The organism is Methylophaga marina (assembly GCF_030296755.1).
Classification (GTDB): Bacteria; Pseudomonadota; Gammaproteobacteria; order Nitrosococcales; family Methylophagaceae; genus Methylophaga; species Methylophaga marina.
Genome location: NZ_AP027741.1, coordinates 2,334,096 through 2,359,427 on the forward strand (window position 1 = coordinate 2,334,096; position 25,332 = coordinate 2,359,427).

Genomic DNA, 25,332 nt, shown 5'->3' on the forward strand with positions numbered 1-25,332 from the left:
CTCCCTTTTAATCATCGTTGTTTTAGTAGGATTGAAATAATGCCGTCCAGATTAAGCTGATAATCCAGACAGCAAAGCTTATCGCTAAGACAATTATGGTGATTAGAATCACAATAAAAGCGATATTTTCCAGCAACGTTTTGCGATACACCTGCTGGGGTTGTTGCTCATACTCATGGAGAAGAGCGACATTCTTCTGGTTGGCTTTCCAGATAAAATCAAACACATCACCAATGACCGGTATGGCGCCGATGGTGGTATCAATAAGCATGTTAATCACCATTTTGATGAGAATGGTTCTTGGTACACCCATTTGATGGGCCTGATAGATAATGACACTGGATAATAAGCCACCAATAAAATCACCTAATCCGGGTATCAGACCAAAAAAACCATCCGCACCAATTTTAAAGCCACCAGGTAAGGTGATGGATTCATCAAGAAACCAGCTTAACTTATGTATAAAACGTGTTTTCTTACTCATAGGGCCTCATCTGAAGCAGGTATGACAACATTCAAACTATCACGTTGAAAACGGTATTGTAGTGGCGGTTTCAGTTTTATTAACTCACCATCCACTGCTACAGTAAGCCATTTCTTACGTGAGTGCAGCGTGACGTTAAACTCGTCGAGAATGGTGGTTTCTATCATTTTTGCTTTTGATAGTGGATCCACACCCATTAACATCGCACTAAACGCCAGCTTAATAGCCGACCAGCTATTATTGCAGCGTACAACAATCAGGTGGAGACCGTCACGTCCCCCTGTTTTTATTTGTCCCATAGCGGGTATTTGTAGATCACGCTCACCCACCCCGACAAATAGAAGCGGCGTTTTAATTTTCTGCTGATTAAGAATGATATTGGCATGTCTGAAGTGATATAACCTTCTGATACCAGCCAAAAGGCTGGCCAACAAATATTGCATTTTTCGTTCAAGGTATTCACGTGTGCGAACGAAGGTCACATACGCACCAACCGAGCTGGTATTCAAAAATAAATAGTCATTCACATAAGCAACATGGGTACTGAAAGCTTGACCTTGTATCGCGAGCTCCAATGCTGCGTGAATGTCCGTCGGGATCAATAAACGTTTAGCAAAATGATTGAGTGTACCGCCGGGAATGATCGCAAGTTCTGTTTGACTGCCAATCGTTAAACCTGCGGCTAGAGCCAGTGTGCCATCACCACCGGACACGATAATCCGTTTTTGCTTGTTTGCAATAGCCTGTTTAATCGCCGTTTCTATTTCAGATGCTGAGAGCGTATGAAGTGAAATGGCTGAATGATGCGCGAGCATCTTGATGACTTCCGGTGCTGTTCCGGCATGTTTATTGACAAACGTCAGTATTTTTTCAGGCTGACCGGTGTTGTTATCATTGTTCATGCCAGCCGCCATTATCACGATAAAAAGTTTGTGTCGCTGATAATTGAAACTCATCCTGATGCCAGTGGTGGCGGGCAATGGTTAATGTGGATTTATCACCACGAATGATATTAAAACTATTGGCATGTTCGGGTAAGAGTCTGTCCGAAGTAGTTGTGCCAGCATGCGACACAATGATGCCATCCACCACACGACAATAATCAACATGCACGTGTCCACTTAGTATCAGATCCAACCCTGTATCTTTGAATGATGCCAATGCTTTGTCACGTCCACCAATTAAATGTCTGGCTTCATACTCACGTGGCAGCCAGAAAGGATGGTGAGCGACCAGTAATTGAAGTTGATATTCAGGCGCCTCCATCACTTGCTTTGTTATATGCTTGATTTGTGTCGAACTGATTCTTCCCCGGGACCAGTCCATATAGAAGCCTGCTTTTCTGGCAGTATTAATGCCAATCAGCTGATAGTTGTCATTTGCATACTGGGCCTCAAGTTCCCTCTGAACCCATTTATGCCATTTCCGCCAAGGCCAAAAGAAGCGTTCGATAATTCGGAAAGTACTTAGATCATGATTGCCGGGGATGATGAAATAAGGCGTGTTAATGTCGTTAAGGAAGTCAGCCGCCTGTTGGTATTCTTTTTTTGTCGCTCGCTGTGTGAGATCACCACTAATGATAATCATGTCAGGCTTTATAGACTTAATTTTCTGTTTTAAGCCTGCTAAGACATCAGTCAGAATGCGCCCAAAATGTAAGTCGGATATATGAACAAACGTGGTCATAGAGAGTTAACTTTCAGCCTGATTTTTAATCATGATGCCTGACCAGACCATGGGTTTTGAGTTGTTTCACAGCAACCTCTTGCGACAGCAATGCAATCATCTCCACAGGCTCCAGTGATTTTTCCAGCTGATGTAAAGATGGAGCATGACGAATTTTCCACTCAGCAGTGACAGTCGGAGCATGGAACTCATCTGGTTTAGGCGCATCGAGAAGTGGTAATTGGGCCAGATGCCATTTACACAGTTCGGCATGCTGATCCAAACACATAAGCGGAGAATCAACGGGGTCTTGTTGAGGCGTCTTTTTAATTTGCTCGATAAGGCTTTTCACGATGCTACTTGGCCGTTTTTCTTCTGGTGCTCGCAGCAGACCTAGAATCGTAAAAGGTCTGGCACGTTTTGCGCCACCACTTAACCACGAAAGGGGGATAGATAACATTAGTCCACCGGATATGGGTAACAACCAGTAGAACATTTCAATACTTAAGCTATAAGAAATGCCTGCCAGAATAAAACCGAATAGGGTATGACTGCGATGGGCTCGGGTCACTTGTCCCAGGCTTAAAGCACCATCATCACGTGATTGCGGGTTCCAGCCGCTATCTTTTCCCATAAGGATATGACAGACAACACCAAACTGAGCGACCATCAAAATAGGCGCATAAAGGGCTGACATAATGGTTTCAAACAGGACGCTAAAAGTGAGTAAAATCGGGCCTCCAAATTGTTTGCAACGGCGCCAGTTTACAAGTGCTGCAAACCAGCCAAACAATTTTGGTGCAAGCACAATTGCCATCGAGACGACAAACAAGTCCAGCGCCCGTTCAGCATCGAATACTGGCCAGAGAGGGAAGAGGGAGGGGTTTGCAAAATATTCGGGGCGAACAAACTGTGCCTGCACAGCAATGGCTAAACCGACCATAATAAGTGAAAGCCAAAGCACCGCGCTCAGATAAGACATCATGCCAGAGAAAATATGCAGTCTAGTGGGAAAGGCTAAATCATGTGCGAGAAGTATTCGTCCATGTTGTAAATTTCCCTGACACCAGCGTCTATCGCGTACGATCACGTCAGTTAGTGAAGGAGGTGCTTCTTCATAAGAATCCTGAATATCAGTATCAAATCTTACCCCCAGCCAACACGACGTAATAATGCTGCTTCTATAAAATCATGACTGAGGATATGTCCACCAAAAGGTGCTTTGCCTGGCAATATCGGTAGTGAGCATGATTCAGCAAAAGCCCGGGTACGAATAATGGCATTGTGTCCCCAGAAGTTAGATGAGAGGCCATGCCAGGCAGCCAGACCTTCGGCATAAATGGGGCCAAAACAGTGATTAGCAAACTGTTGTAGCTTGCCATATAGACTACTGGCGCTGATGAGGGTGGGTAATGTCTGAATTAAACCAACCCCAGGTGCTGCTGCCAATCTGCGCGATAGGGTCAGCATGCTTTGTGCGCTCATCAAACTGTCTGCATCCAGCACAATCATGGCTTCATATGCACCGCCCCAGTTGCTGACCCAATGTGCGATATTGCCTGCTTTACGTTCCTGATTATTGGCACGACGACGATAATAAACAGGGCAGTCTTCATTTTGTGTTTCGAAGAGTTCAATAAAGGCTTTTTCTTCTGCAAGCCAGGCATTGGCCTGATTGGTATCACTTAAGATAAAAAAAGCATACTTGCCTGGCGCTTGTTTTAATAAGTCTTCACGCATGGCTTTAATGGCCGCTACGATTCGACCGGGTTCTTCTTTATAGACGGGGAATAATATCGCGGTTTTAAAATTAGGTTCTGTCTCAGCTTTTTTAATGATTCTGGGTTTGAGGTTAATCAAAAAGCCTAACAAGGCTTGTGAAAAAGCAAAAGATATCCAGATAAAATTTAAACTGAATAAACATAAAAATACCCACTGTAATGAGGTAATGCTGTTGGTACTGAGGACACCATGCATCTCTCTAATCCCATAGACCGAAAGGCCAACTGTCACCAGCAAAATAAACAAGCGTGACAAGACGGTGCTAAAGGATGTGAAAAAGGGGATGGAATGTTGTCGTAACGCCTGACCAGGCTCGTTAACACGATGCCTTGGCATATCTAGTGGTGCGCGTTCCGGTAAAACTTTGTGTGCTTTCATTACTCGCCTGCAAATAGACTAGGTTTAATCCAACGGTAAAGCCATGTTTCACTGATAGGTGTGTCTTTATTCATCAACTGCAAACGTAACTCTGCCACATCAGCATCTTCAGGTTGGAATCGAAGAAATACGCGAGCACCATCAATGCTTGGATTTGCAATCAATTTAGTTGCAATGATTTTGCCGTGATTACTGGAGGCATTCATACTGATGGTATTCAATTGATTCACATCAATACGACTAAAATCGATGATCATTTCTCTGCTGCCATCTTCAAATAGTTTTCCTTTAGCACTACGGACAATCTTTGTTTTTGATGGCATTGGGTTAATATCATTTAGCCAGATCAAGCGATAGTTATAGCTGAAGGTCTGACCTTTCTTTAATCCACCTTCCGGTCGCCAATAAGCGACAATATTGTCATTGGTATCAGCATTTGACGGTATCTCAAACAATTGAACCTGCCCCTTACCCCAGTCTTCAATAGGTTCTACCCATAAAGAAGGACGAAGCTCGTAGTGGGCTTCTAAATCTTGATAGTTCACAAACTGTCTATCACGCTGGATAAGCCCAAATCCCTTGGTATGCTCATCCATGAATCCGCTTATTTGTAGTGAATTGGGATTATTCAAAGGCCGCCATAGATGTTCACCATTGCCTGTTTTTATGGCCAGAGCCTGTGAATTATGTACCTGTGGTCGATAGTCAGTGGATTTTGCAGGCACCATACTGCCATGCAAAAACATAGACGTTAACGGGGCGAGACCGATGTGAGGAATATCGATGCGTGGAAATAGGGTGACTTTAACATCCATTCGAGTTGGGTCATTAGGATAAATACCGAATCGATATGCTCCGGTCACACTTTTACTATCGAGAAGGGCATGGACAACAATGGCTGTTTGGTCTTTTCCCGGACGTTCTATCCAGAAATGAGTGAACGTGGGATGTTCTTCACCTTTTGGTTCGGCCACATCAATAGCCAACCCTCTGGCCGAAATACCGTATAACTGACCTTTGGATACCGCCCGAAAATAGCTGGCTCCTTGAAAAATGATGAATTCATTCTTTTCCTGCCCCTTACTAAGAGGATAGTGAAGCCGGAATCCAGCATATTTACCTACTTGAGCAAGCGCGTTGGCAATCTCAGGATTAGGGACCTTGAATGATGACTCGGTAACATTAATAGGAACACTTTTTCCACTTTCGACAATATCGATATCGACCAGGTTTTTATACAAGAAACCTGGAGCAAAAAGCTGGATGGAGAATGGGGTTGGACTGTTACCCCAGATAGCTGATTGTTGCTGAAACCGGATTTTTTGGTAAGTTTCAGCATCCAGTCGTGTGAGTGATATTGGCGCTTGTGTGGGGATTTTGAATGGTTTCTGAGCACGTTTTTTAGCTAAATCCAATACGGTCTGGTGACTGAAGGTCACCTCTTTTTTATCTTGTGGAGAAGCAATGACGCTTAAGCTCAGTAGTAACAGAAAAGGCATGCTTCCAGCTTTGAGCCAAGCCGATAAAAATGAACATCGATGATTAACAGTCATCACGCTGTATCTTCTCCTTGATTAGATAATCTGAAATACTTTTGGCGCATTAACTGATAAATGTAATGTACGCATGACGGATCTTTATTGTCCATGCCACAGCGTTCAATGCAATGTCACAGGTTAAAGTGAGTCAGTTATTTCTGCATCTGCTGCCAGCGCATCGACTAACTGTTGCATATCCTCAGGCAAATCGATTTGCCATGAGACTTCTTCGCCTGTTGTGGGATGCACAAAACCCAGCAAACCGGCATGTAAGGCTTGACGGCGGAAGTTATGAATAACCTCACGACACGTCTCGGTCATGCCTTTGGCTTGTTTTAAACGGCCGCCATAGACTGGGTCACCTAACAAAGGATGCCTGATGTGCGCCATATGCACGCGAATCTGATGCGTCCGTCCGGTTTCAAGCTTACATTTGATCAGAGTATGAGCCCGATAACGCTGCTCGACACGATAATGTGTGACGGAGGGTTTACCTGTCGCACTTACGGCCATTCTTTTCCTATCAATGTTATGTCGACCGATAGCCTCATCAACAGTTCCACCCGCGGTAAAAACATCGTACGCTACAGCGAGGTATTCACGTTTAACTGTGCGTGCCTGCAGTTGCGATACCAGTGAGTTATGGGCTGTTAAGGTCTTGGCTATCATCAGCAGGCCCGTGGTGGCTTTATCGATACGATGAACAATCCCCGCACGTGGGATGTTGGCTAATTGGGGAGCATGGGCTAATAAGGCATTGACGAGCGTGCCTTGGTGATTGCCTGCACCGGGATGAACGACCATGCCGGCAGGTTTGTTAATAATGATGACATCGACATCTTCATAGATAATGTCGAGCGCGATGGACTCTGCCTTCCAGCTTTCATCCTGTACTTGTAGCTCAGTGCCTATGGTGACTTTTTCTCCGCCCTGAATGCTTTCTTTAGGTTTGAGAAGTTGCCCGTTAACGAGGACATCACCCGCTTTCAGCCATTTTGTCAGTTGACCACGAGAATATTCGGGAAACATTTTGGCTAAAGCCTGATCGATACGCATACCCATCAAGTTTTCCGGAATAATATCTTCTAGTTGAATTTTTTCTGACATATAGACTTAGCTGGTGATTAAACCAGTATTATAACGTAGGCTTATAGCTGACGTTGGAATATGGAGCTAAAAATGCGTTTTTCTCATTTTGTCATCGCTGGGGTGGTATTGCTTTTATCTCTGGTGGTTCACGCCGAGCCACGCAATGTCGCATTACTCGCCTCAGCGTGTGCAGCGTGTCATGGTACAAATGGTCATAGTCAGGGTGGAACGCCTAGCCTTGCCGGCCTTAATAAACATTACTTTATTCAACAAATGCTGGCATTTAAAAATGGTCAGCGTGATGGTACCGTTATGATGCAGCATGCAGCGGGCTATTCTGAGGAAGAAATACGCGCTTTGGCTCACTATTTTTCTAATCAAAAATGATCAACGTGGCTGGCACTGACTACAGAAATAAGTGGCTCTTTGCGCCTGCTTAATCAGACTGATTGGGGTTTGGCAGCGTAAACAGGCTAAGCCTTCTCGTCCATATACATGAAGTTCTTGCGCAAAATAGCCTGGGTTTCCATCACTTTTTCTGAAATCGCGTAGGGTTGTTCCCCCGGCGAGTAGGGCTTTTTCCAAAACCTGCTTAATGGCCTCGACTAATCGAGATAGATTCTTTTTACTGACTTTTCCGGCAGGCGTACTTGGATGAATACCAGCCATAAACAGGGCTTCATTGGCGTATATATTACCTACACCTACTACGACTTCACCATTCATAATAAATGTTTTAATTGGGCTGGTCCGACCCTTAGCGCGTTGATGTAAGTAGTTGACATCAAACTGTTCTGATAGTGGCTCCGGACCTAGATGACTGATAAGCGCATGTTGCTCATAAGGCTCGTTCGTCCAGAGTATGGCGCCAAAACGGCGAGTGTCAGTAAATCTCAATACATAACCGTTATCAAAAAAGATATCGACATGATCATGTTTATTGATGTGGTCATCATTATCGAGTACGCGTAAACGTCCTGACATGCCCAAATGGATAATCAATGTGCCATTGTCACAGTGCAACAACAAGTATTTTGCCCGGCGCTCTATACTGTTTACCCGTTGATCTTTAACGATGGATTCTAATCCTTCTGGAATTGGCCAGCGTAATCCTCGGTGACGTACCACCATTTTTGTGATGGATTGATTCTCAATAAAGGGTTGAATACCACGTCGCGTGGTTTCTACTTCTGGCAGTTCAGGCATGTCTATTCGTTAGTTTGAGTGGGCGTATCAGGTAATAGCTGAGAGCTCATCGCCATAGGGAAAATATATTCTAAGCTTAAATCTTGATTGGTCAGAATAAGGTTGCTATCAGTGGTCTGCATGATCAATGAAACAGGCTGTTTTTGACCTTCCAGCCAAAGTGTAATTTGAGGACCAGGTTTTGCCATTAACTCGGCTGATGTGACTTTCCTGACCTGAGTTGCATAGGCAAATTGCCAGCTATCTATCAACACCTTTAACGCATCACTTGTTAAGTTTTTATCATCAGATTGCCATTGGCCATTTGAGAGAGTTAGTTGCAGCGGTTCTGGATTATTCAGAGAGCGGGGCAACGTGAGTTTTTCAATGGTTTTATGTTCAGCAATAAGCCTGTTATCAATAAAGCTATCAGCACTCGCGGTTAATAAGGGCATAACATCATCATCGATAAGATAAATGATGTGTTGATAAAGCACATAACGACGTTTACTAATAGGCTCTACATCACCCAAGGCAAAACTCTCATTGTTTAAGCTGACAATCACCGAGGGGGTATGGAGACCAAACTGAGCAAGCGACGAGGTATCCATGGGCTGAAACTCACCATGAACGGGTGTTTTTAACAAGCTGAGAATGAGATTGATGCGGGTTTGACTGACAGGGGCAGGGTAAGGTGACATCAATCGCCAGGATGCATTATCGCGGATTAGCTTGATATCATTTTTTTGTCGTTGTTGGATATCAATGGTATTGATATCAGCAGGATTTAGTGATGTTAATAATTGGACTGAATGATCAGTCTGCTGATTAGTGTTATGTTGAGAAAACCAGAATAAACCGACGACTAATAACAACAAAATAAAATTAGTGAAATAGCTGTTTTTCATCGACGTTTTCTCCGCCACCACAGAGTGAGTCCAACTGTAAGGAGAAGTAATGGCACAGCAAATAAAAAGCCAAAACCGATAATCATCGATTTCGTGTTGGATAAGGTCAGTTGTGTACCAACACTGGTTTTTATTGGAATCGTGATAAGACCATCGTCTTCTACTAACCAATTCAGAAGACCTAATCCCAAATCCAGATTGGCTGCGTTACCAATGTAGCTATTCGCGACAAAGTCGGCATCACCGATAACGGCAATCCTTTGTGATTTATCGATATTGCTGTCCGTATCGCGGGTAATGAGCATACCGAGTGAAACGGGGCCGGCCACATCAGCACCTTTATCGAATGTTTGCTGACTGAAGTTTGCTTGTGTAATGGCAGAGGTTTCCACCCAGGCATTTGGCTGGCTGTTCAAAAGATTGAGATAGCGCCATGGGGTTTCTGAGTTATCCTCAGCTATTTGGATGGCACTGGCTTCGGCCAGAATGGTGACACTTTTGGCGGCCTGACCGACAGGATGATTGGCATAGTCGGTAATCAGAACAAAGCGTGGGTCATCAATCCCCAGCATGCTGGAGTTAGGATCAAGTACCGTGCCTGGCACAAATTCAATGCCTAATTTTTCAGCCAAAGCTCCCAACGACTTAGTCTGAGTTGGGTCTGCTAACCAGAGTAGATTGCCACCTTTGTCTAAATAGTCGCGAACAATATTGATTTCACCAGGTAGCCATTCTTTTTCAGGGCTGGCAATGACTAAAGCCGCACTGTTGTCCGGGATGTCTGGTGTATCCAATAAGTTTTGTGAACGGACTTTTATGCCTTGATTGCCTAGATTTTGTACCAGTGTACTCAAGCCAAAGTCGCTTTTATCATACGGACTGCGTTCACCATGGCCTTCAACAAATATTAACCAGGGCTGTGATTGTCGGGAGACAGTGACCAAGGCATTGCTTAGTGATTGTTCGGACAGATCAAACACATGCTGTTTTTGTTCACCATGGCTGACTACCATTTCACCTTGCTGTTGGATATTAAATTGTCTGACGATGCCAGGTGAAAAACTTGGGTCCACAAACTGTATGGTTAACTTATCGCTATGCTGTTGATAGCGTTGTAATAATTCAACAATAGCAGCCCGGTATTCATAATCAGGACTCACAAAAACCTGAATAGTAATATCGTCTTTTAGATTATCGAGGATCGCTAAACTGGTTTCAGATAGCGTATGTCTATGATTTTGTGTCCAGTCAAACTGCTTATTGGTGGCAATTGACAGCTGACTCAGTAAGACAACGGCAGTTATCAGCAAAGCATAAAATATAACTTGCTGAAAGCGAATGAGGAGTTGTGCGCGTTTGGTGATTTTCATTGGTCTAGACGTTCTCTATCCAGTCGACGAACCGTCAGTAATAGAAAAGCAAAAATAATGAGGGCGAAGTAGCTTATATCCTGGGTATTGATTTGTCCCTGCATCATGGGTTCAAAGTGTTTTAACAACGACAGCCAACTCAGTAATGAGAATTCAGTTGTGCTGTGACTGGCCCAATCTATAATCCAAAACAAAAACAAAATGGCAAAGGTACTGATAGCAGCGATGGTAGGTTGTCTGGTTAAACTGGACATATAGATACCTACCGCGCTGAAGCTGGCGACTAACAAAATCAGACCAATAACACCTGCACTTAATTGATAAAAATCCAGAGTGGTACCAACGGCCAGGGAACAAATCATTAAAACGGTGAGTGATGCCATTATCAGGAAAAATGTCAGGGTACCGAAGAACTTACCAATAACGATATCAAACATGCTCAGCGGTGCAGATGAGAGTAAAGGAAGGGTCTCGTTTCTACGTTCTTCAGCAAAACTGCGCATGGTCAACAAGGGACTAATCAGCAGGGCAATGATCGCAGCATTACTTAAGAGTGGCATGGCTACCAGTTCAGTGACCCCCGGCGCACCAGGAATAGCAGAAATGCGACTTTGGATACTGTTGAAATAATCCATATGCGTTAAAAACAGATAAGCCAGCAATAATTGACTCAATGCCAAGATTACCCAAGCCAGAGGTGATAAGAACAAGCGATGTAATTCATTACGGGCGATATTAAACATGGGCATCTTCTTCACGAATGATTTTCATAAAGACATCTTCTAAAGAATGCTGTTCGGGCATTAATGATGTGAGTGGCCAGTTATGTTCAACAGCCTCTCTTAACAGGGCCTGTGTTGGATCATGATCTGGCAGATAAGAGAGTTTAAAATGCTGTTCATCCATCTTTACGACATCATTCACACCATTGATAGCACTCAAAGAACCTATATCAACACTGTGAGAGAAACCAACTACAATAGCGGTTGATTGCATTTGTTCGGTTAACTTTTGCAGACTGTCATTAAATAATAACTGGCCTTTAGAAATGATTTGCACTCTGTCACATAACATCTGCACTTCGGGCAGAATATGAGTAGACAGAATGACACTATGTTCATTGGCAATATCACGAATAAGTTGACGAATCTCCCGAATCTGGATGGGGTCGAGCCCAGAGGTCGGTTCATCTAAGATCACTACGGCTGGCGAGTGGATAATAGCCTGTGCGATACCAACACGCTGCTGAAAGCCTTTGGATAAATTCGCAATTAATCGTTTGCTCACTTCTGTCAGACCACAGCGTTCTATCACTGTGTCGACTGCAGATTTTTGCTGTTTTTTAGCTATGCCATTCAGCCGGGCACAAAACTGTAAAAACTCAGTGACGGTATGTTCTTTATAAAGTGGTGGCGTTTCAGGTAGGTAACCAATACAGGCTTTAGCCTGTTTAGGGTCATCCAGTAAATCAATACCATTGATTATTATCTGACCATTATCTGGAGCGAGATTGCCGGTCAACATGCGCATTGTCGTACTTTTGCCAGCACCATTCGGGCCTAAAAATCCAAGGACTTCACCTTGTTTAATATTAAAACTGACATTGTTCACGGCGGCAGTATCGCCGAAAAACCGAGATAGTTCTTTTGCTTCGAGTAAGAGTTTGGAATCAGTCATGAATACTAAATTGTATTAAGAGTCATAGTGGCCCACTCATTGGCTTCAATATAGGCATTGCTTAGCTTTTCCAATGAAGGCCCGTCTTCTGATGACTGAGACCAGCGGCCTTCACAGTAGTCGATAATGCAATTCAATAGTTGGCCTTTTATACCACCTCGACTAATTAGTGCAAGCTTTGATTCATTGCTTAGAGGGATCGAGTTAATAACCTCATTCATGGGCTTTGACAGCATCGTATCAATCGTTGAGAACAAGCCCAATAAAAAACCAGCCTCAGAATGACAGTCAAATTCAGGCGCTATCTTTTCTGCCATCTTGGCTCTGACCAACGTCACCTGAATTAGTTCTGCTGGTCCAGGACTCATCTCGCTCATAACAATTATTGTTGTCCATGTTTTTATCGCCTTTAGACCTAAAATAACAAGGCCTTCACGCAGCGAGTTTATTTGTCTGGGAAACCCAATAGCGGCTGAGTTAAGTAAACGTAGTAATTTTAGACTAAGGCCTGGGTCCTGGCGAATGATTGACTCGATCGTTTTAAATTCAATATCAGGATCTTGTAATTTGCTTAGCAGCTCCAGCAGTTTAAGCTTACTATCAGGAATAGGTTTATCTGAAATGATTTCTGGCCGACAGAAAAAGTAGCCTTGAAAATAATCGAATCCAAGTGCCATACATAGTTCAAATTCAGCTTTAGTCTCCACCTTCTCTGCCAGTAACTTAACCGGATATTCACGGAGTAGGGCAACATGTTGTCTTAACTCTGCTTCAGACAAGGCGAGAATATCCACTTTGATAATGGTGGCTAACTCGATAAGTGGACGTAAAGACTCATGGAAAATAAAATCTGGTAACCAGCTAATGCCAGCTTTTTTACGGCATGGATTAACTCGTCGTCAATATCAATATCTTCGAGGATTTCTAACACAACCCTTTCTCCACCAAATGGGATTGGGTCATCACTTAAAATGAAATTGCGGGTCAGATTAACAAATGCCAGATGTGTGCCGATTACCCGTTCTATCCCAAGCTCGAGAAAGCTGTAATTGATTACCCGGGTAGTCGCAATATCGCCGGAATAGCGCCCAATATCAGCAGATTGTTGGCTAGTGTTATTGCGAAATAATAATTCATAGGCATGAATATTATATTGACGATCAAAAATGGGTTGTCTGGCTAGAACGATGGAGGATAAATCAGCAACGTTGGTCATGAATTACAACTTAAAGAAATGAGTTGATATCATAGTGTTAATGCAAGCATAAAAAAACCCGCTAGTGCGGGTTTTTCCAAAATAATATTGTGGGCAATATTATTTGATTTTAGCTTCTTTATACATAACGTGTTTGCGCACAACAGGATCAAACTTTTTGATCTCTAATTTTTCAGGCATGGTACGTTTGTTTTTATCTGTGGTGTAGTAGTGACCAGTACCAGCAGATGAGACTAATTTAATTTTATCGCGCATGTCTTACTCTCCTAAATTTTTCGCCACGGGCGCGAATGTCAGTAAGGACGGAATCAATCCCTCTCTTATCGATGATGCGCAGACCATGGTTGCTGACACGCAGCTTGACCCAGCGATTTTCAGACTCAACCCAAAAACGGTGTGAGTGAAGGTTGGGTAAGAAACGACGTTTTGTTTTGTTATGAGCGTGTGAAACATTGTTACCGCTCATAGGGCGCTTGCCCGTTACCTGACATACTCTGGCCATTTTAAAACCTGCTCCTGATACACTTTTACCACAGGGCGCCGATTTTGGTCCCTGCCTGCATTTACAAAGCCGTACTTTATACCATACAAGACTATAGAAGTGTAGTGTAAATGTATTCGAATTTGCTACAGCCCCATACTGCTGAGTTTCTCGCTGAGCATCTCTTTTGAGACACTACCAATTTTGCGCATCACGACATCCCCTTCAGCGGAATATAAAAAATGCGTTGGAGTGACGCGTACATTACTAAATGCATTTGCCAGTTCACCTGTTTGATCCCAAGTGATGGTGTAGGGAATTTGTTTTTCTATGCGCATCGCTAATAAATGCTCAGGCTTGTCATGAGCCAACGCCACACTGATAACTTCTAAACCTTTGGGCACATATTCTTTATAAATGGCTTTGAGTTCCGGAAGTTCTTGCACACAAGCAGGACAGTCTGTCGCCCAGAAAATGACTAATAAAGGTTTGCCCTTGTAGTCCTGAAGTGAGTGGGTGTTTCCGTCTAAATCAGTGAAGGTCTTGTCCGGAAGGCCTTGTTGTCCTTGCACTGAATTAAAAATAAGTGCCGCGATAATGCCAAGAATAAGAATGCCAATGGCGGGTTTAATTATGTGTGTCATCAGTTATTTAAATCGTTAAAGTGAGTTGGCCTAATGCTTCTGTTAGTTTGAGGTTCTCTCGATAATCAACCGGGCAATCAATAACAGTCACGGTATTTCTGTCTAAAGCTTCTTTTAGAATGGGCATTAATTGCTCCGTCTCCTCAACTCTGACACCAACTGCACCAAAAGATTGCGCGTACTGAACAAAATCCGGGTTGGTGAATTGTACATGACTGGTCCGACCAAATTGGTTTTGTTGTTTCCACTCAATCAGGCCGTAACTGGCATCGTTCCATACCAGAATGACTATAGCGATATTCAGGCGCATCGCGGTTTCGATTTCTTGAGAGTTCATCAAAAATCCAGCATCCCCTGTCACGGCCACAACTTTACGTTGGGGATTGGCTAATTTAGCGGCGATAGCACCCGGTACGGCAATGCCCATACTGGCAAATCCGTTGGATATGATGCAGGTATTAGGGTATTCACAGCGGAACATCCGTGACATCCACATTTTATGAGCACCTACGTCGCAGATGACAATGTCTTGTAAATCCATGGCTGTGCGCAGATCCCAGATGATTTTTTGTGGTTTCACTGGAAATTCCAGATCATCACGATGCATATTCATCTCAGTAATCAAACTGTCTCTCAATGTACGCATCGCCTTGCCCTGGTGTGGGGTAGTGATGGCGGCTACACGATTGAGGCTATGACGAATATTACCGACTACAGCCAAACTGATACTGTAGTGTCCATCCACTTCAGCATGAGTGGTATCTATGTGAACAATAGTACGATCACGCGATGGGTGCCAAAGATATGGGTGGTACTCCACAATATCGTAACCAATACAGATAATGACATCGGCATTAGCGAAACCACAGTTGGCGTAGTCATTCGATTGCAGGCCCACACTGCCCAAGGCCATTGGATGACGGAAGGGTACGACGCCTTTTGCCATAAAGGTATTGGCAATAGGGATGCCCAGCTTTTCTGAAAATTCAGCTAGTTCATCACAGGCATTGGCACGAATAACCCCATTGCCTGCCAAAATAATCGGGCTTTTAGCATTTGAAATAACTTCTGCCGCACGTTCGATTTCTTCTGCTGCGGGTTCGGGAGCCGTTGCATTTTTGACACGTAACGGCACATCATCAATGTCCATTTCGGCAATATTTTCAGGAAACTCAATAAAGCAGGCCCCGGTTTTTTCTGTTTGAGCGACTTTAAACGCTTTACGAACCACTTCTGGAATAACTTCAGGGCTGACAATACGCGATGCGTATTTGGTTATTGGCCGAAACATCGCTTCCAAATCCAGCACTTGATGGGACTCTTTATGGAGTCGATGCGTAGACGCTTGTCCGGCAATAGCAATGAGTGGGGCGTGATCCATATTGGCATCCGCGACACCCGTGATGAGATTCGTTGCGCCTGGCCCCAGGGTAGCAATACAAACACCGGCATTACCTGTAAGTCGACCATAAACATCGGCCATAAAAGCCGCCCCCTGTTCATGGCGAGTGGTAATAAATTGGATAGATGAATCCAGCAATGCATCCATGACATCCAGATTTTCTTCACCTGGGATACCAAATATATATTCCACGCCTTCATTTTCGAGCGCTTTGACAAATAGCTCTGCTGCCTTCATCTGGCGGTTTCCTCATGCCCTGATTGATGTGTGCTGCAAGAATACCAGATAAGTGTCATATCTGACCCATAAAAAAGGGGCGGTGAGCCCCTTTAAAGTAGGATTATTTGAACGCATCAGGAATACGTTGATGCCAGTCTGTTTCTTGTTGATAACGATGACCGATATTTAATAATCTCGCTTCATCAAAGTAGTTACCAATAATTTGTAAACCGACAGGTAAGCCCTCAACGAAACCAGCTGGAATAGACATACCAGGCAAACCAGCCAGATTGGTATTGATGGTGTAAATATCTTCCAGATACATCGCAACCGGATCGTCTGTTTTCTCACCAAAACGGAAAGCAGGATTGGTGGCTGTTGGTCCCATAATCACATCGACTTCTTTAAATGCTTCCTGGAAGTCATTACTAATAAGACGACGGCATTGCTGTGCTTTTAAGTAGTAAGCATCGTAGTAACCAGCCGATAAGGCATAAGTACCAATCATGATGCGACGTTTGACTTCTTCGCCAAAACCTTCGCCACGTGAACGGGTGTAGAGATCCATTAAGTCTTTCGGATCTTCAGCGCGGTGACCGAAACGTACGCCATCCATTCTTGATAAGTTAGACGAACATTCTGCTGGCGCTACGACATAGTATGTCGGCACAGCTAGACCCGTGTTGGGTAAGGTGATTTCCTTTAATGTCGCGCCCATTTTTTCATATGTCTTGATGGCCGCTTCTACCGTAGCGGCTACACGCGGATCGAGACCTTCACCAAAATATTCTTTTGGCAGGCCGATAGTTAAGCCTTCAAGTGAATCATTCAAACTCGCTGTGTAATCTGGCACATCACGATCGACACTCGTAGAGTCTTTCTCATCAAACCCTGACATCACGTTCATCAGCCAGGCAGCATCTTCAGCACTGTTGGCCATGGGGCCAGCTTGATCCAGGCTTGAAGCGAAAGCAATCATTCCGTAGCGAGAAATACGGCCATAAGTGGGTTTCAAACCGGTCAGATTACACAGAGAAGAAGGTTGACGAATCGAACCACCGGTATCCGTACCTGTAGCAACGGGCGCTAAACGTGCCGCCATGGCTGCTGCTGAACCACCTGATGAACCACCAGGTACGCGGTCGGTATCCCACGGATTTTTTACAGGGCCATACCAGCTGGTTTCATTCGACGAACCCATAGCAAATTCGTCCATATTGGTTTTACCCAATGTGACCATGCCGGCCTGGTCAATCTTTTCGACGACAGTGGCATCATACGGTGCAATAAACTTATCCAGCATCTTGGAAGCGCAACTGGTGCGAACACCTTTGGTGCAGAAAATATCTTTGTGGGCGAGTGGTATACCCGTCAACACGCCCGCTTTTTTCTCTGCCAATAGCTTGTCTGCCGCTTTGGCCTGTTCCAGTGCTCGCTCTTCGGTCACAGTGATGAAGGCATTTAAAGTGCCGTTGTGCTGATTAATGCGGTCAAGATAATGCTGAGTAAGTTCAACACTGCTTATTTCACTGTTGTGCAGGGCTGCCGATAATTCTGAAAGTGATTTGTTATGCATGTGTTTGCCTGTGTTGCTTTATTCGATAACTTTAGGAACCAGATAGACACCGGCTTCAGTTTTAGGTGCAATCGCCTGAAATGCATCACGCTGATTGACTTCGGTCACACTGTCGGGGCGTAAACGCTGATGTGCATCAAGGGGGTGAGCCATAGGAAGTATGTCGTTAGTGTCAGCTGCGCTTAATTGGTCAACTAAATTAAGAATATTATTCAAATCCCGTGCATAATGAGGAATATCATCTTCCTGTATCGACAGGCGTGCGAGGTGCGCGATTTTTTCTACATCGTGTTTATCTAAACTCATCGACAGTTCCAAAGGTTAATTGCTTCAACAAAGCAGTAAGTTTAAATGATTAGTTGCTTGCCCAACAGCCCAGAGCATTGCTAAAGTATCTATTTTACCCCTTTCAGGTGTGGTTTCTTCAATGTTTGAACGTTTACGTGGAATTTTCTCCAACGATCTGTCGATCGATCTTGGAACAGCGAATACGCTGATTTATGTGCGCGGCAAAGGAATTGTCTTAGACGAGCCTTCTGTTGTTGCTATTCGTCAGGATAAAGGCCCTGGTGGTCCTCGTTCTATAGCTGCGGTCGGTGTCGAAGCCAAGCGCATGTTAGGACGAACGCCAGGTAATATCACCGCCATCAGGCCATTGAAAGATGGTGTTATCGCTGATTTCACCGTGACGGAAAAAATGTTGCAGCATTTTATTCGTAAAGTACACGAAGGACGTTTTCTCAAGCCGAGTCCGCGCGTTTTAGTTTGTGTTCCCTGTGGTTCAACGCAAGTTGAACGTCGTGCAATTCGCGAATCTGCTGCTGGCGCAGGGGCACGAGATGTGTTTCTGATTGAAGAGCCGATGGCAGCAGCCATTGGTGCCGGTATGCCTGTTGATGAAGCCAGTGGCTCGATGGTACTTGATATCGGTGGTGGTACAACAGAAGTCGCGGTTATCTCATTAAACGGTATTGTTTATTCTGCTTCAGTACGTATCGGTGGTGATTTATTTGATGAAGCCATCGTCAACTATGTGCGTCGAAACTACGGCACGTTAATTGGTGAATCAACCGCGGAAAAAATTAAAAAAGAAATTGGTTCAGCTTACCCCGGTAATGAAGTGCGTGAAATGGAAGTACGTGGACGGAATCTGGCTGAAGGTGTGCCAAGAAGCTTTACTCTAAACAGTAATGAGATTTTGGAAGCCTTGCAGGATCCACTTTCTGGTATTGTAGCAGCGGTTAAGACTGCTTTAGAGCAAACTCCGCCAGAACTAGGTGCTGACGTGGCCGAGCGCGGTATCGTATTAACCGGTGGCGGTGCATTGCTGCGTGATTTGGATCGCTTACTTATCGAAGAAACAGGCTTACCTGCAATTATTGCAGAAGATCCACTTACCTGTGTCGCTCGTGGCGGTGGTCGTGCGCTTGAAATGATTGATGAAAAAGGTACAGACGTTTTTACCTTTGAATAATGATTTTTAGTTAATAAGTCGTAAGACCTTTGCGAGTGTTTTGCATTTGCGAAGGTCTTTTAGTTTTGGACGTTGAGTTATTAAACCTTTATTTGCCCATACACCTTCTTTAAACACCCGGATGCTACTGGCGCTTGTAGCCTCTATCATGGTGTTTTTCCTTGATACGCGTCTGGATTACTTCAAACCTGTGCGTTCTTTGTTGTCAACGGCAGTCTATCCTGTGCAGGCGGCGGCATCGCTTCCTACAGATTTGAGTGAATGGGTCAGTGATTTTTTTCAGGATCGTAAACAATTACGAGAAAAAATTACCGTCATGGAAGCGAATAATATGTTGCAGAATATTCGCTTGCAGAAACTGCAGTCACTCGAACGAGAAAATATGCGACTCAAAGAGTTGTTAGGCTCATCATTTCGTCTGCAAGAACGTGTTCAAGTAGCAGAATTACTGACCATAGATCTTGATCCTTTTTCTCAACAAGTCGTGATTGATAAGGGCGAAAATTATGGTGTGTATATCGGGCAACCGGTGTTGGATGCTACAGGGGTAATGGGGCAGGTGACCGAAACCTCTGCCGTATCAAGTCGTGTTGTGTTATTGACAGACCCAAGTCATAGCATCCCTGTTCAAATCAATCGCAATGGTCTTCGGGCTGTGGTCACGGGCCGAGGTTTAGGCGAATTCCTGCAAATGGATTTTCTGCCACATAATGCGGATATTCGTGAAGGCGACTTATTAGTCACATCAGGGCTTGGTGGTCGGTTTCCTGTTGGCTATCCTGTAGGTAAAGTGGTATCCGTTGAGTTTCCTCAAGGTAAACCATTTGCTGATATCAAAGTAGAGCCAGCGGCCAAGTTATCCACGAGTCGTGAAGTGATGTTAGTTCTGCCAGGCGAAAAAATTCAAACAGAGCGTACAACAACGAAACCAGCTGAGGAATCGTCATCAACCACGGAGGTCGACAGTGGCGACGACAATTAGAACCCGTAATGGTTTTGTGATTGTTATCACGCTTATCATTTCTATTATGTTGATGCTGGTGCCGTTACCAGATTACGCGCGTTTTTTCCGTCCGGAATGGGTAGTGATGACACTCATTTACTGGGCGATGGCATTGCCTCATCGTGTCAGTATTGGTGTGGCCTGGTTTACAGGCTTTATCATGGATATCACCATGGGGGGTATTGGGGGTGATGGCTTTCAGCTATGCGCTCGCTATTTATTTGATAGCACGTTTCCATTTGCAGTTACGTCAATATCCACTTTGGCAACAAGCCTTAACCATTTTTTCTGTTGTGCTATTGGTGGAGTTTGTTGATGTTGTCGCTACTCGAGCAACGTTGCACTGGGAAAGCTGGATGCCCGTGCTGACAAGTACGCTGTTATGGCCGGTGATGTATGCGATTCTGCGTAAAATTCGCCGTACATTTCAGGTAACGTGAACGTTATATGGCTTCAAAGTTTACGCTTAAAGATCATTTTCGTGAGAGTCGCCTTGTAAACGGACGTTTGTTATTCGCTGGTCTACTGTCAGTGATTATTTTTGGCATCGTGATCTTCCGGTTAGTGTATTTGCAAGTGTTTGAATATGAACACTTTGATTCACTCTCAGACCGTAACCGTGTGGATATCGAGCCATTACCGCCCCAGCGGGGACTCATTTACGATCGTAACGGTGTCTTGCTGGCTGAAAATATTCCAACATTCAGTTTGGAAATGGTACCTGAAAAAGTCCCCAATCTTGATGAAACCCTGCATGAGTTGAGTCAATTACTCGCTTTGTCTGAGGAGGATATAGAGGCCTTTAAGGAACGTATGCAACGTCAGCGCCGTTTTCATCATGTCGTGATTCGGCAACGACTTACAGAAGAAGAGGTCGCTCGCTTCTCTGCTAACCGTTATCGTTTTCCTGGTGTGGATATCGAAGGTCGTCTGATACGACATTACCCACAGAATAACTTGTTTGCACATGCTGTTGGTTACGTTGGCCGTATCAACGAGCGTGATATGCAAATCATCGATCAGAAAGACTACAAAGGGACTTCTCAGATTGGTAAAACAGGCATTGAAAAGGAATACGAAGATAAACTACATGGGAGTGTTGGCTACCGTCAGGTAGAAACAAATGTTCAAGGCCGTATTGTACGTGAACTTCTGTCTGAACCCTCACAGTCAGGCGATGATTTATATTTAAACCTGGATATTAATCTGCAACGTGTCGCAGCGGCGTCATTGGGGGACTACAATGGCTCAGTAGTGGCGATTGACCCACGCAATGGTGGGGTTTTAGCGCTAGTGAGTAAACCCGACTACAATCCGAATTCATTCGTTTCAGGTATCAGTAGTAAAGAATATGGGGCGTTGAGGGATTCGCCTGAGAGACCGTTGTTTGATAGAGCGCTTCGTGGTCATTATCCGCCCGGTTCGACACTTAAGCCTTTTGTGGCCCTGGCAGGACTGGAACTGGGCGTTGTCAATGAACGCTCTAAAACCTATTGCCCTGGATGGTATAGCTTACCAGGCAGTAGTCATCGTTATCGCTGCTGGAAAAGTTATGGCCATGGTATGGTTAATATGAAAGATGCGGTAGCTCAGTCTTGCGACGTATATTTCTACGATTTGGCGCATGCGCTGGGCATCGACCGTTTGCATCATTTTCTTGATTATTTTGGCTTTGGCCATCGCAGTGGTATCGATTTACCTAATGAAAGTGAAGGTTTGTCACCCTCGAGTGAATGGAAGCGTGCCAGTCGAAATCAAGCGTGGTTTCCAGGTGAAACATTGATTTCAGGAATAGGCCAGGGCTTTAACCAAACTACACCCGTTCAGCTGGCTCATGCTACAGCGACACTGGCTATGCGAGGCATCTCAATGCAGCCACAGGTGGTGAGGGCAACTCGCCCGGCTGGGCAAGCAGATATGAATCTCAGGAACAGTGAGATTATGAACAATCTGCCAATGCAAAATAGTCAAAACTGGGAAGCCGTCGTTCAAGCCATGGTTGAAGTGATCCACGGAGAGCGGGGTACAGCCAGATCAGTGGGGAAAAACATGCCTTTTAAAGTGGCGGGTAAAACAGGGACAGCCCAGGTATTCGGCATAGCACAGGATGAAGAGTACGATGCTGAAACTCTGGAACGAAAGCTCCATGACCATGCTTTATTTATTGCCTTTGCTCCAGCCGATAAACCCGAGTTTGCTGTGGCTGTTGTGGTCGAAAATGGGGGAGTGGTAGTAAAGTAGCCGCACCTATCGCCAGAAAATTAATTCAACAGTATTTTGGATTTGAAGTCGATGAGTAGTAGCCTGCTAAGCGATAGAAGAAAACCGCATCAGTGGCAATTCTCCACCATGTTGCGGCGATTTCATATCGATCCTCTTTTGTTACTCGGCCTGCTTATTTTGTTGGGTGCAGGATTAATGATGCTGTTCAGCGCGGGTGGGCAGGATACTGGCATTATTATTCGTCAGCTGGTGAGAATCGGTATGGCAGTAACGGTTATGCTAGCGATAGCTCAGATTGATCCTGACCGACTTCGCGATAATGCTTATCTGCTTTATGGCTTCGGCTTGGTTTTACTTATTGCTGTGTTGTTGTTTGGGCATGAGGGAAAAGGCGCTCAGCGCTGGTTGAATTTAGGCTTTTTCCGGTTCCAGCCTTCAGAAATTATTAAGTTGGCTGTACCTATTCTGGTAGCAGCCTATATTGCTGAACGCCCATTGCCTCCATCCGCATGGCGTATTCTCGTTGGGTTAGTGTTAATTGGTCTGCCAGCGTTTCTTATTGCGAAACAGCCTGATTTAGGCACGGCTATTTTGATTGCCAGTTCAGGGCTGATTGTCTTATTTTTAGCCGGCATCAGTTGGAAAATTATTATTGGCTTTTTAGTCTCCTGTGCCTCTGCTGCCCCTGTGCTGTGGTATTTCATGCACGATTATCAACGCCGCCGCGTGCTGACTTTTCTCAATCCGGAAAATGATCCTTTAGGTGCCGGCTATCATATTATTCAGTCAAAAATTGCTATTGGCTCTGGAGGCTTATTCGGTCAAGGATGGCTACAGGGCACACAGTCGCATTTAGAGTTCTTACCTGAACGTTCTACAGATTTTATTTTTGCTGTGATCTCAGAAGAGTTCGGTTTGGTCGGTGTCGCAATTTTATTATTTGTTTATTTACTGGTCGCTAGCAGAGGACTATATATTGCCAGTCAGGCTCAAAGTAGTTTCGCCAGACTGCTGGCAGGAAGTATTTCTATTACTTTCCTTGTCTATGTGTTCGTTAATGTTGGGATGGTAACAGGATTGTTACCCGTTGTAGGTGCCGCTGCCCCTGATCAGTTATGGGGGCACGTCAATGGTGACCCTGCTGGCAGGCTTCGGTATCCTGATGTCTATTCATACTCACCGAAGGATGATGTCACCGTGAAAAAAACGCTATTCAGTTCTTTGCTGCTGCTTGCCAGTATCCATGTGCAAGCCAATGACCAATTACCAGGTGTCGATGCCTTTATCGATAAGATGGTAACTAAACACGGTTTCGATCGTGCTGAGTTAGACAATGTATTTGACCAGGTCGACGTCAAGGATGCCATTCTTAAGGCTATCTCAAGGCCGGCTGAAAAAAGTAAGTCTTGGTATGAATACCGAAATATATTTCTGACCGATTCACGTATCAATGGTGGCTACGAATTCTGGCAACATCATAAAGAAGCGCTGGAAGCCGCTGAAAAACAATATGGCGTGCCAGCAGAGATCATTATTTCAATATTGGGTGTGGAAACGCGTTATGGTCAGCATATGGGGGGCTATCGTGTCATTGATGCTTTATCCACACTGGCTTTCCGTTATCCACCACGCAGTCCTTTTTTTACCAGTGAACTGGAAAAGTTTTTAGTGCTAACAGAACAGGAAAAAATCTCTCGACTGGATCCTGTAGGTTCTTATGCAGGAGCGATGGGATTGGGACAGTTTATGCCAAGTAGCTATCTGGCGTATGCGGTGGATTTTGATGGTAATGGCTATCGTGATATCTGGACGAATCCGACCGATGCTATTGGTAGTATCGCCAATTACCTGAAGTTACATGGTTGGGTACCTGGTCAATCTATCGTGCATCGCACACAGGCGAGTAAACCACTTCCTGAAGCCATGTTAGCCAATGATCTCAAACCCGCATTCACTCGACAGCAGCTAAAAGAAGCTGGCTTTTCACTCTCCCAAGTGCCAGCGGGTGATGATGTGTTATCTGTGGTTGGTTTGACACAAGCTGACGGTGAGGAATACTGGTTAGGCAGACAGAATTTTTATGCGATCACTCGCTATAATCATAGTCGTATGTATGCCATGGCTGTATATCAGCTTGCACAAGCTATTCGAGAAAAAATGGATAAGACCAAATGAGTTTGAGTTCACACCGATTAGCGTTGTTATTGCTAATCGGTTTTTTGACTTCATGTGGAGGTAAAGTTGGCGTTGTCGAGCAGGATAGTGCGCCCACACGCGTTCCGAATTTAAGTAATATTCCTGATGCAGTACCTAAAAATGAACCATTAAGTAAATATGGTAATCCCCGTCAATATAAAGTTTTAGGCAAAAACTATTACACCTTAAGTAGTGCTGAAGGGTATCGTGAAAAAGGGATTGCATCTTGGTACGGCACGAAGTTTCACGGTCGCAGAACGTCGAGCGGTGAAATTTACGATATGTACAAAATGACCGCTGCGCACAAGACATTACCTTTACCGACTTATGTGGAAGTGACTAACCTTGAAAACGGTAAAAAAGCCATTGTGAAGGTGAATGACCGCGGTCCGTTTCACGAAAACCGTGTGATTGATCTATCATATAGCGCAGCAACTAAGCTCGGGATTATTGCTAAAGGAACTGGTTTAGTGGAAGTACGAGCGCTAACCACACCAGGTAAAGCCACTGTGGCGCCTACAATCAAGGAAGCCGCACCTAAGGTGACCGCTTCGGTAAAGCCACTGAGCTCAGCAGAAATGTTCCTGCAAGTGGGGGCTTTCAGCAGCTTGAGTCGCGCTGAGCAAATAAAACGAAAATTACAGCATGAAGTCACTGGCGTCATTATTATCACGCCATTTAAAAGTTCGCAGGGAACCCTATATCGTGTGCGTATAGGGCCAATAAGCAGCGTTGAACAAGGCGATAGCCTGGCGACGAAATTAGCTAATCTTGGTTATCCCAATTCGCACATTGTTATTGATTAAACATTTAGATTCAGAG

25 protein-coding genes and 3 pseudogenes are annotated in these 25,332 nt (G+C 44.5%); 8 read left to right on the plus strand and 20 right to left on the minus strand.

Translation table 11 applies throughout. The features are described 5' to 3' along the window. Positions 1 to 22: 22 nt before the first annotated feature. The 7 genes from QUE24_RS11960 to rluD all read right to left on the minus strand — a co-directional run bounded on the left by QUE24_RS11960 (position 23) and on the right by rluD (position 6,954). A complete protein-coding gene (locus QUE24_RS11960; RefSeq protein WP_286304057.1) occupies positions 23 to 484 on the minus strand; it encodes a DUF4112 domain-containing protein in 462 nt (153 codons plus the stop codon). After that, a complete protein-coding gene (locus QUE24_RS11965; RefSeq protein WP_286304058.1) occupies positions 481 to 1,386 on the minus strand; it encodes a diacylglycerol/lipid kinase family protein in 906 nt (301 codons plus the stop codon). Before QUE24_RS11965 ends, QUE24_RS11960 begins: the two co-directional genes overlap by 4 nt. Beyond that, the gene (locus QUE24_RS11970; protein WP_286304059.1) at positions 1,376 to 2,170 is read right to left on the minus strand and encodes a metallophosphoesterase family protein; all 795 of its coding nucleotides are present in this window, start codon (positions 2,168 to 2,170) and stop codon (positions 1,376 to 1,378) included. The genes QUE24_RS11965 and QUE24_RS11970 overlap by 11 nt, the downstream gene beginning before the upstream one ends. A 25-nt stretch (positions 2,171 to 2,195) precedes the next feature. Further along, positions 2,196 to 3,239 carry a glycosyltransferase family protein gene (locus QUE24_RS11975; protein WP_286304060.1) on the minus strand — a complete coding sequence of 348 codons (1,044 nt, stop codon included), beginning with the start codon at positions 3,237 to 3,239 and terminating at the stop codon, positions 2,196 to 2,198. A gap of 56 nt (positions 3,240 to 3,295) precedes the next feature. Continuing rightward, a complete protein-coding gene (mdoH, locus tag QUE24_RS11980; protein WP_286304061.1) occupies positions 3,296 to 4,309 on the minus strand; it encodes a glucans biosynthesis glucosyltransferase MdoH in 1,014 nt (337 codons plus the stop codon). Next, the gene (locus tag QUE24_RS11985; protein ID WP_286304062.1) at positions 4,309 to 5,808 is read right to left on the minus strand and encodes a glucan biosynthesis protein G; all 1,500 of its coding nucleotides are present in this window, start codon (positions 5,806 to 5,808) and stop codon (positions 4,309 to 4,311) included. Before QUE24_RS11985 ends, mdoH begins: the two co-directional genes overlap by 1 nt. 177 nt (positions 5,809 to 5,985) lie before the next feature. Then, positions 5,986 to 6,954 (minus strand): 23S rRNA pseudouridine(1911/1915/1917) synthase RluD, encoded by a 969-nt coding sequence (rluD, locus tag QUE24_RS11990; protein ID WP_286304063.1) that lies wholly within the window; start codon positions 6,952 to 6,954, stop codon positions 5,986 to 5,988. 72 nt (positions 6,955 to 7,026) lie between these two features. On the opposite strand from rluD, the gene QUE24_RS11995 reads away from it, so the two are divergent. Then, complete coding sequence (locus tag QUE24_RS11995; protein ID WP_286304064.1) at positions 7,027 to 7,323, plus strand: c-type cytochrome; 297 nt, start codon at positions 7,027 to 7,029, stop codon at positions 7,321 to 7,323. On the opposite strand, the gene mutM is transcribed toward QUE24_RS11995, so the two are convergent. The 13 genes from mutM to gatC all read right to left on the minus strand — a co-directional run bounded on the left by mutM (position 7,324) and on the right by gatC (position 17,920). Further along, positions 7,324 to 8,142, minus strand: coding sequence for a bifunctional DNA-formamidopyrimidine glycosylase/DNA-(apurinic or apyrimidinic site) lyase (mutM, locus tag QUE24_RS12000; RefSeq protein ID WP_286304065.1), 819 nt, complete (start codon positions 8,140 to 8,142; stop codon positions 7,324 to 7,326). Between the two features lie 2 nt (positions 8,143 to 8,144). Beyond that, on the minus strand, positions 8,145 to 9,029 hold the full coding sequence (locus tag QUE24_RS12005) for a DUF4340 domain-containing protein (RefSeq protein ID WP_286304066.1): 885 nt from the start codon (positions 9,027 to 9,029) through the stop codon (positions 8,145 to 8,147). Further along, positions 9,026 to 10,399 carry a GldG family protein gene (locus QUE24_RS12010; RefSeq protein WP_286304067.1) on the minus strand — a complete coding sequence of 458 codons (1,374 nt, stop codon included), beginning with the start codon at positions 10,397 to 10,399 and terminating at the stop codon, positions 9,026 to 9,028. The genes QUE24_RS12005 and QUE24_RS12010 overlap by 4 nt, the downstream gene beginning before the upstream one ends. Next, the gene (locus tag QUE24_RS12015; protein WP_286304068.1) at positions 10,396 to 11,142 is read right to left on the minus strand and encodes an ABC transporter permease; all 747 of its coding nucleotides are present in this window, start codon (positions 11,140 to 11,142) and stop codon (positions 10,396 to 10,398) included. The genes QUE24_RS12010 and QUE24_RS12015 overlap by 4 nt, the downstream gene beginning before the upstream one ends. Continuing rightward, on the minus strand, positions 11,135 to 12,076 hold the full coding sequence (locus QUE24_RS12020; RefSeq protein WP_286304069.1) for an ABC transporter ATP-binding protein: 942 nt from the start codon (positions 12,074 to 12,076) through the stop codon (positions 11,135 to 11,137). Before QUE24_RS12020 ends, QUE24_RS12015 begins: the two co-directional genes overlap by 8 nt. A 5-nt stretch (positions 12,077 to 12,081) precedes the next feature. Beyond that, the gene (locus QUE24_RS12025) at positions 12,082 to 12,855 is read right to left on the minus strand and encodes an EAL and HDOD domain-containing protein (protein ID WP_286304070.1); all 774 of its coding nucleotides are present in this window, start codon (positions 12,853 to 12,855) and stop codon (positions 12,082 to 12,084) included. A gap of 29 nt (positions 12,856 to 12,884) precedes the next feature. After that, positions 12,885 to 13,292, minus strand: a complete 408-nt coding sequence (locus QUE24_RS12030) for a YuxH family protein (RefSeq protein ID WP_286304071.1) — start codon at positions 13,290 to 13,292, stop codon at positions 12,885 to 12,887. 99 nt (positions 13,293 to 13,391) lie between these two features. After that, complete coding sequence (gene rpmG, locus QUE24_RS12035) at positions 13,392 to 13,547, minus strand: 50S ribosomal protein L33 (RefSeq protein ID WP_007146528.1); 156 nt, start codon at positions 13,545 to 13,547, stop codon at positions 13,392 to 13,394. Next, on the minus strand, positions 13,537 to 13,794 hold the full coding sequence (gene rpmB, locus QUE24_RS12040; RefSeq protein WP_286304073.1) for a 50S ribosomal protein L28: 258 nt from the start codon (positions 13,792 to 13,794) through the stop codon (positions 13,537 to 13,539). The genes rpmG and rpmB overlap by 11 nt, the downstream gene beginning before the upstream one ends. A gap of 125 nt (positions 13,795 to 13,919) precedes the next feature. Beyond that, positions 13,920 to 14,417: a TlpA family protein disulfide reductase gene (locus QUE24_RS12045; RefSeq protein ID WP_286304074.1), complete on the minus strand. Its 498-nt coding sequence runs from the start codon at positions 14,415 to 14,417 to the stop codon at positions 13,920 to 13,922. A gap of 7 nt (positions 14,418 to 14,424) precedes the next feature. After that, complete coding sequence (locus QUE24_RS12050) at positions 14,425 to 16,056, minus strand: acetolactate synthase large subunit (RefSeq protein ID WP_286304075.1); 1,632 nt, start codon at positions 16,054 to 16,056, stop codon at positions 14,425 to 14,427. Positions 16,057 to 16,159: 103 nt separating this feature from the next. Next, positions 16,160 to 17,614 carry an Asp-tRNA(Asn)/Glu-tRNA(Gln) amidotransferase subunit GatA gene (gene gatA, locus QUE24_RS12055; protein ID WP_286304076.1) on the minus strand — a complete coding sequence of 485 codons (1,455 nt, stop codon included), beginning with the start codon at positions 17,612 to 17,614 and terminating at the stop codon, positions 16,160 to 16,162. Between the two features lie 18 nt (positions 17,615 to 17,632). Further along, entirely contained in the window at positions 17,633 to 17,920 is a 288-nt protein-coding gene (gatC, locus tag QUE24_RS12060) for an Asp-tRNA(Asn)/Glu-tRNA(Gln) amidotransferase subunit GatC (protein ID WP_286304077.1), read from the minus strand. A 121-nt stretch (positions 17,921 to 18,041) separates the two neighbouring features. Between gatC and QUE24_RS12065 the strand changes: the two genes are divergently transcribed. From QUE24_RS12065 to QUE24_RS12095, 7 genes and pseudogenes are all read left to right on the plus strand, one after another. Continuing rightward, positions 18,042 to 19,088 carry a rod shape-determining protein gene (locus tag QUE24_RS12065; RefSeq protein ID WP_091715336.1) on the plus strand — a complete coding sequence of 349 codons (1,047 nt, stop codon included), beginning with the start codon at positions 18,042 to 18,044 and terminating at the stop codon, positions 19,086 to 19,088. A 79-nt stretch (positions 19,089 to 19,167) separates the two neighbouring features. Then, positions 19,168 to 20,070, plus strand: a complete 903-nt coding sequence (gene mreC, locus QUE24_RS12070; RefSeq protein WP_286306116.1) for a rod shape-determining protein MreC — start codon at positions 19,168 to 19,170, stop codon at positions 20,068 to 20,070. A 52-nt stretch (positions 20,071 to 20,122) separates the two neighbouring features. Further along, positions 20,123 to 20,531, plus strand: a pseudogene (mreD, locus tag QUE24_RS12075) (rod shape-determining protein MreD). Positions 20,532 to 20,538: 7 nt separating this feature from the next. Beyond that, positions 20,539 to 22,332 carry a penicillin-binding protein 2 gene (gene mrdA, locus QUE24_RS12080; RefSeq protein ID WP_350226584.1) on the plus strand — a complete coding sequence of 598 codons (1,794 nt, stop codon included), beginning with the start codon at positions 20,539 to 20,541 and terminating at the stop codon, positions 22,330 to 22,332. A gap of 108 nt (positions 22,333 to 22,440) precedes the next feature. Then, a pseudogene (rodA, locus tag QUE24_RS12085) lies at positions 22,441 to 23,515 on the plus strand (rod shape-determining protein RodA). 83 nt (positions 23,516 to 23,598) lie between these two features. Then, a pseudogene (mltB, locus tag QUE24_RS12090) lies at positions 23,599 to 24,489 on the plus strand (lytic murein transglycosylase B); the annotation flags it as partial. Beyond that, positions 24,486 to 25,316 (plus strand): septal ring lytic transglycosylase RlpA family protein, encoded by an 831-nt coding sequence (locus QUE24_RS12095; RefSeq protein ID WP_286304078.1) that lies wholly within the window; start codon positions 24,486 to 24,488, stop codon positions 25,314 to 25,316. The pseudogene mltB and the gene QUE24_RS12095, both read left to right, overlap by 4 nt. Positions 25,317 to 25,332 lie beyond the last annotated feature (16 nt).

What these genes read in the sequence shown, in the direction of transcription:
- QUE24_RS11960 (WP_286304057.1), bottom strand. Translation starts at nt 484, where the DNA reads ATGAGTAAGAAAACACGTTTTATACATAAGTTAAGCTGGTTTCTTGAT.
- QUE24_RS11965 (WP_286304058.1), bottom strand. Translation starts at nt 1,386, where the DNA reads ATGAACAATGATAACAACACCGGTCAGCCTGAAAAAATACTGACGTTT.
- QUE24_RS11970 (WP_286304059.1), bottom strand. Translation starts at nt 2,170, where the DNA reads ATGACCACGTTTGTTCATATATCCGACTTACATTTTGGGCGCATTCTG.
- mdoH (WP_286304061.1), bottom strand. Translation starts at nt 4,309, where the DNA reads ATGAAAGCACACAAAGTTTTACCGGAACGCGCACCACTAGATATGCCA.
- QUE24_RS11985 (WP_286304062.1), bottom strand. Translation starts at nt 5,808, where the DNA reads ATGCCTTTTCTGTTACTACTGAGCTTAAGCGTCATTGCTTCTCCACAA.
- rluD (WP_286304063.1), bottom strand. Translation starts at nt 6,954, where the DNA reads ATGTCAGAAAAAATTCAACTAGAAGATATTATTCCGGAAAACTTGATG.
- QUE24_RS11995 (WP_286304064.1), top strand. Translation starts at nt 7,027, where the DNA reads ATGCGTTTTTCTCATTTTGTCATCGCTGGGGTGGTATTGCTTTTATCT.
- mutM (WP_286304065.1), bottom strand. Translation starts at nt 8,142, where the DNA reads ATGCCTGAACTGCCAGAAGTAGAAACCACGCGACGTGGTATTCAACCC.
- QUE24_RS12005 (WP_286304066.1), bottom strand. Translation starts at nt 9,029, where the DNA reads ATGAAAAACAGCTATTTCACTAATTTTATTTTGTTGTTATTAGTCGTC.
- QUE24_RS12010 (WP_286304067.1), bottom strand. Translation starts at nt 10,399, where the DNA reads ATGAAAATCACCAAACGCGCACAACTCCTCATTCGCTTTCAGCAAGTT.
- QUE24_RS12015 (WP_286304068.1), bottom strand. Translation starts at nt 11,142, where the DNA reads ATGTTTAATATCGCCCGTAATGAATTACATCGCTTGTTCTTATCACCT.
- QUE24_RS12020 (WP_286304069.1), bottom strand. Translation starts at nt 12,076, where the DNA reads ATGACTGATTCCAAACTCTTACTCGAAGCAAAAGAACTATCTCGGTTT.
- QUE24_RS12030 (WP_286304071.1), bottom strand. Translation starts at nt 13,292, where the DNA reads ATGACCAACGTTGCTGATTTATCCTCCATCGTTCTAGCCAGACAACCC.
- rpmG (WP_007146528.1), bottom strand. Translation starts at nt 13,547, where the DNA reads ATGCGCGATAAAATTAAATTAGTCTCATCTGCTGGTACTGGTCACTAC.
- rpmB (WP_286304073.1), bottom strand. Translation starts at nt 13,794, where the DNA reads ATGGCCAGAGTATGTCAGGTAACGGGCAAGCGCCCTATGAGCGGTAAC.
- QUE24_RS12045 (WP_286304074.1), bottom strand. Translation starts at nt 14,417, where the DNA reads ATGACACACATAATTAAACCCGCCATTGGCATTCTTATTCTTGGCATT.
- QUE24_RS12050 (WP_286304075.1), bottom strand. Translation starts at nt 16,056, where the DNA reads ATGAAGGCAGCAGAGCTATTTGTCAAAGCGCTCGAAAATGAAGGCGTG.
- gatA (WP_286304076.1), bottom strand. Translation starts at nt 17,614, where the DNA reads ATGCATAACAAATCACTTTCAGAATTATCGGCAGCCCTGCACAACAGT.
- gatC (WP_286304077.1), bottom strand. Translation starts at nt 17,920, where the DNA reads ATGAGTTTAGATAAACACGATGTAGAAAAAATCGCGCACCTCGCACGC.
- QUE24_RS12065 (WP_091715336.1), top strand. Translation starts at nt 18,042, where the DNA reads ATGTTTGAACGTTTACGTGGAATTTTCTCCAACGATCTGTCGATCGAT.
- mrdA (WP_350226584.1), top strand. Translation starts at nt 20,539, where the DNA reads ATGGCTTCAAAGTTTACGCTTAAAGATCATTTTCGTGAGAGTCGCCTT.
- QUE24_RS12095 (WP_286304078.1), top strand. Translation starts at nt 24,486, where the DNA reads ATGAGTTTGAGTTCACACCGATTAGCGTTGTTATTGCTAATCGGTTTT.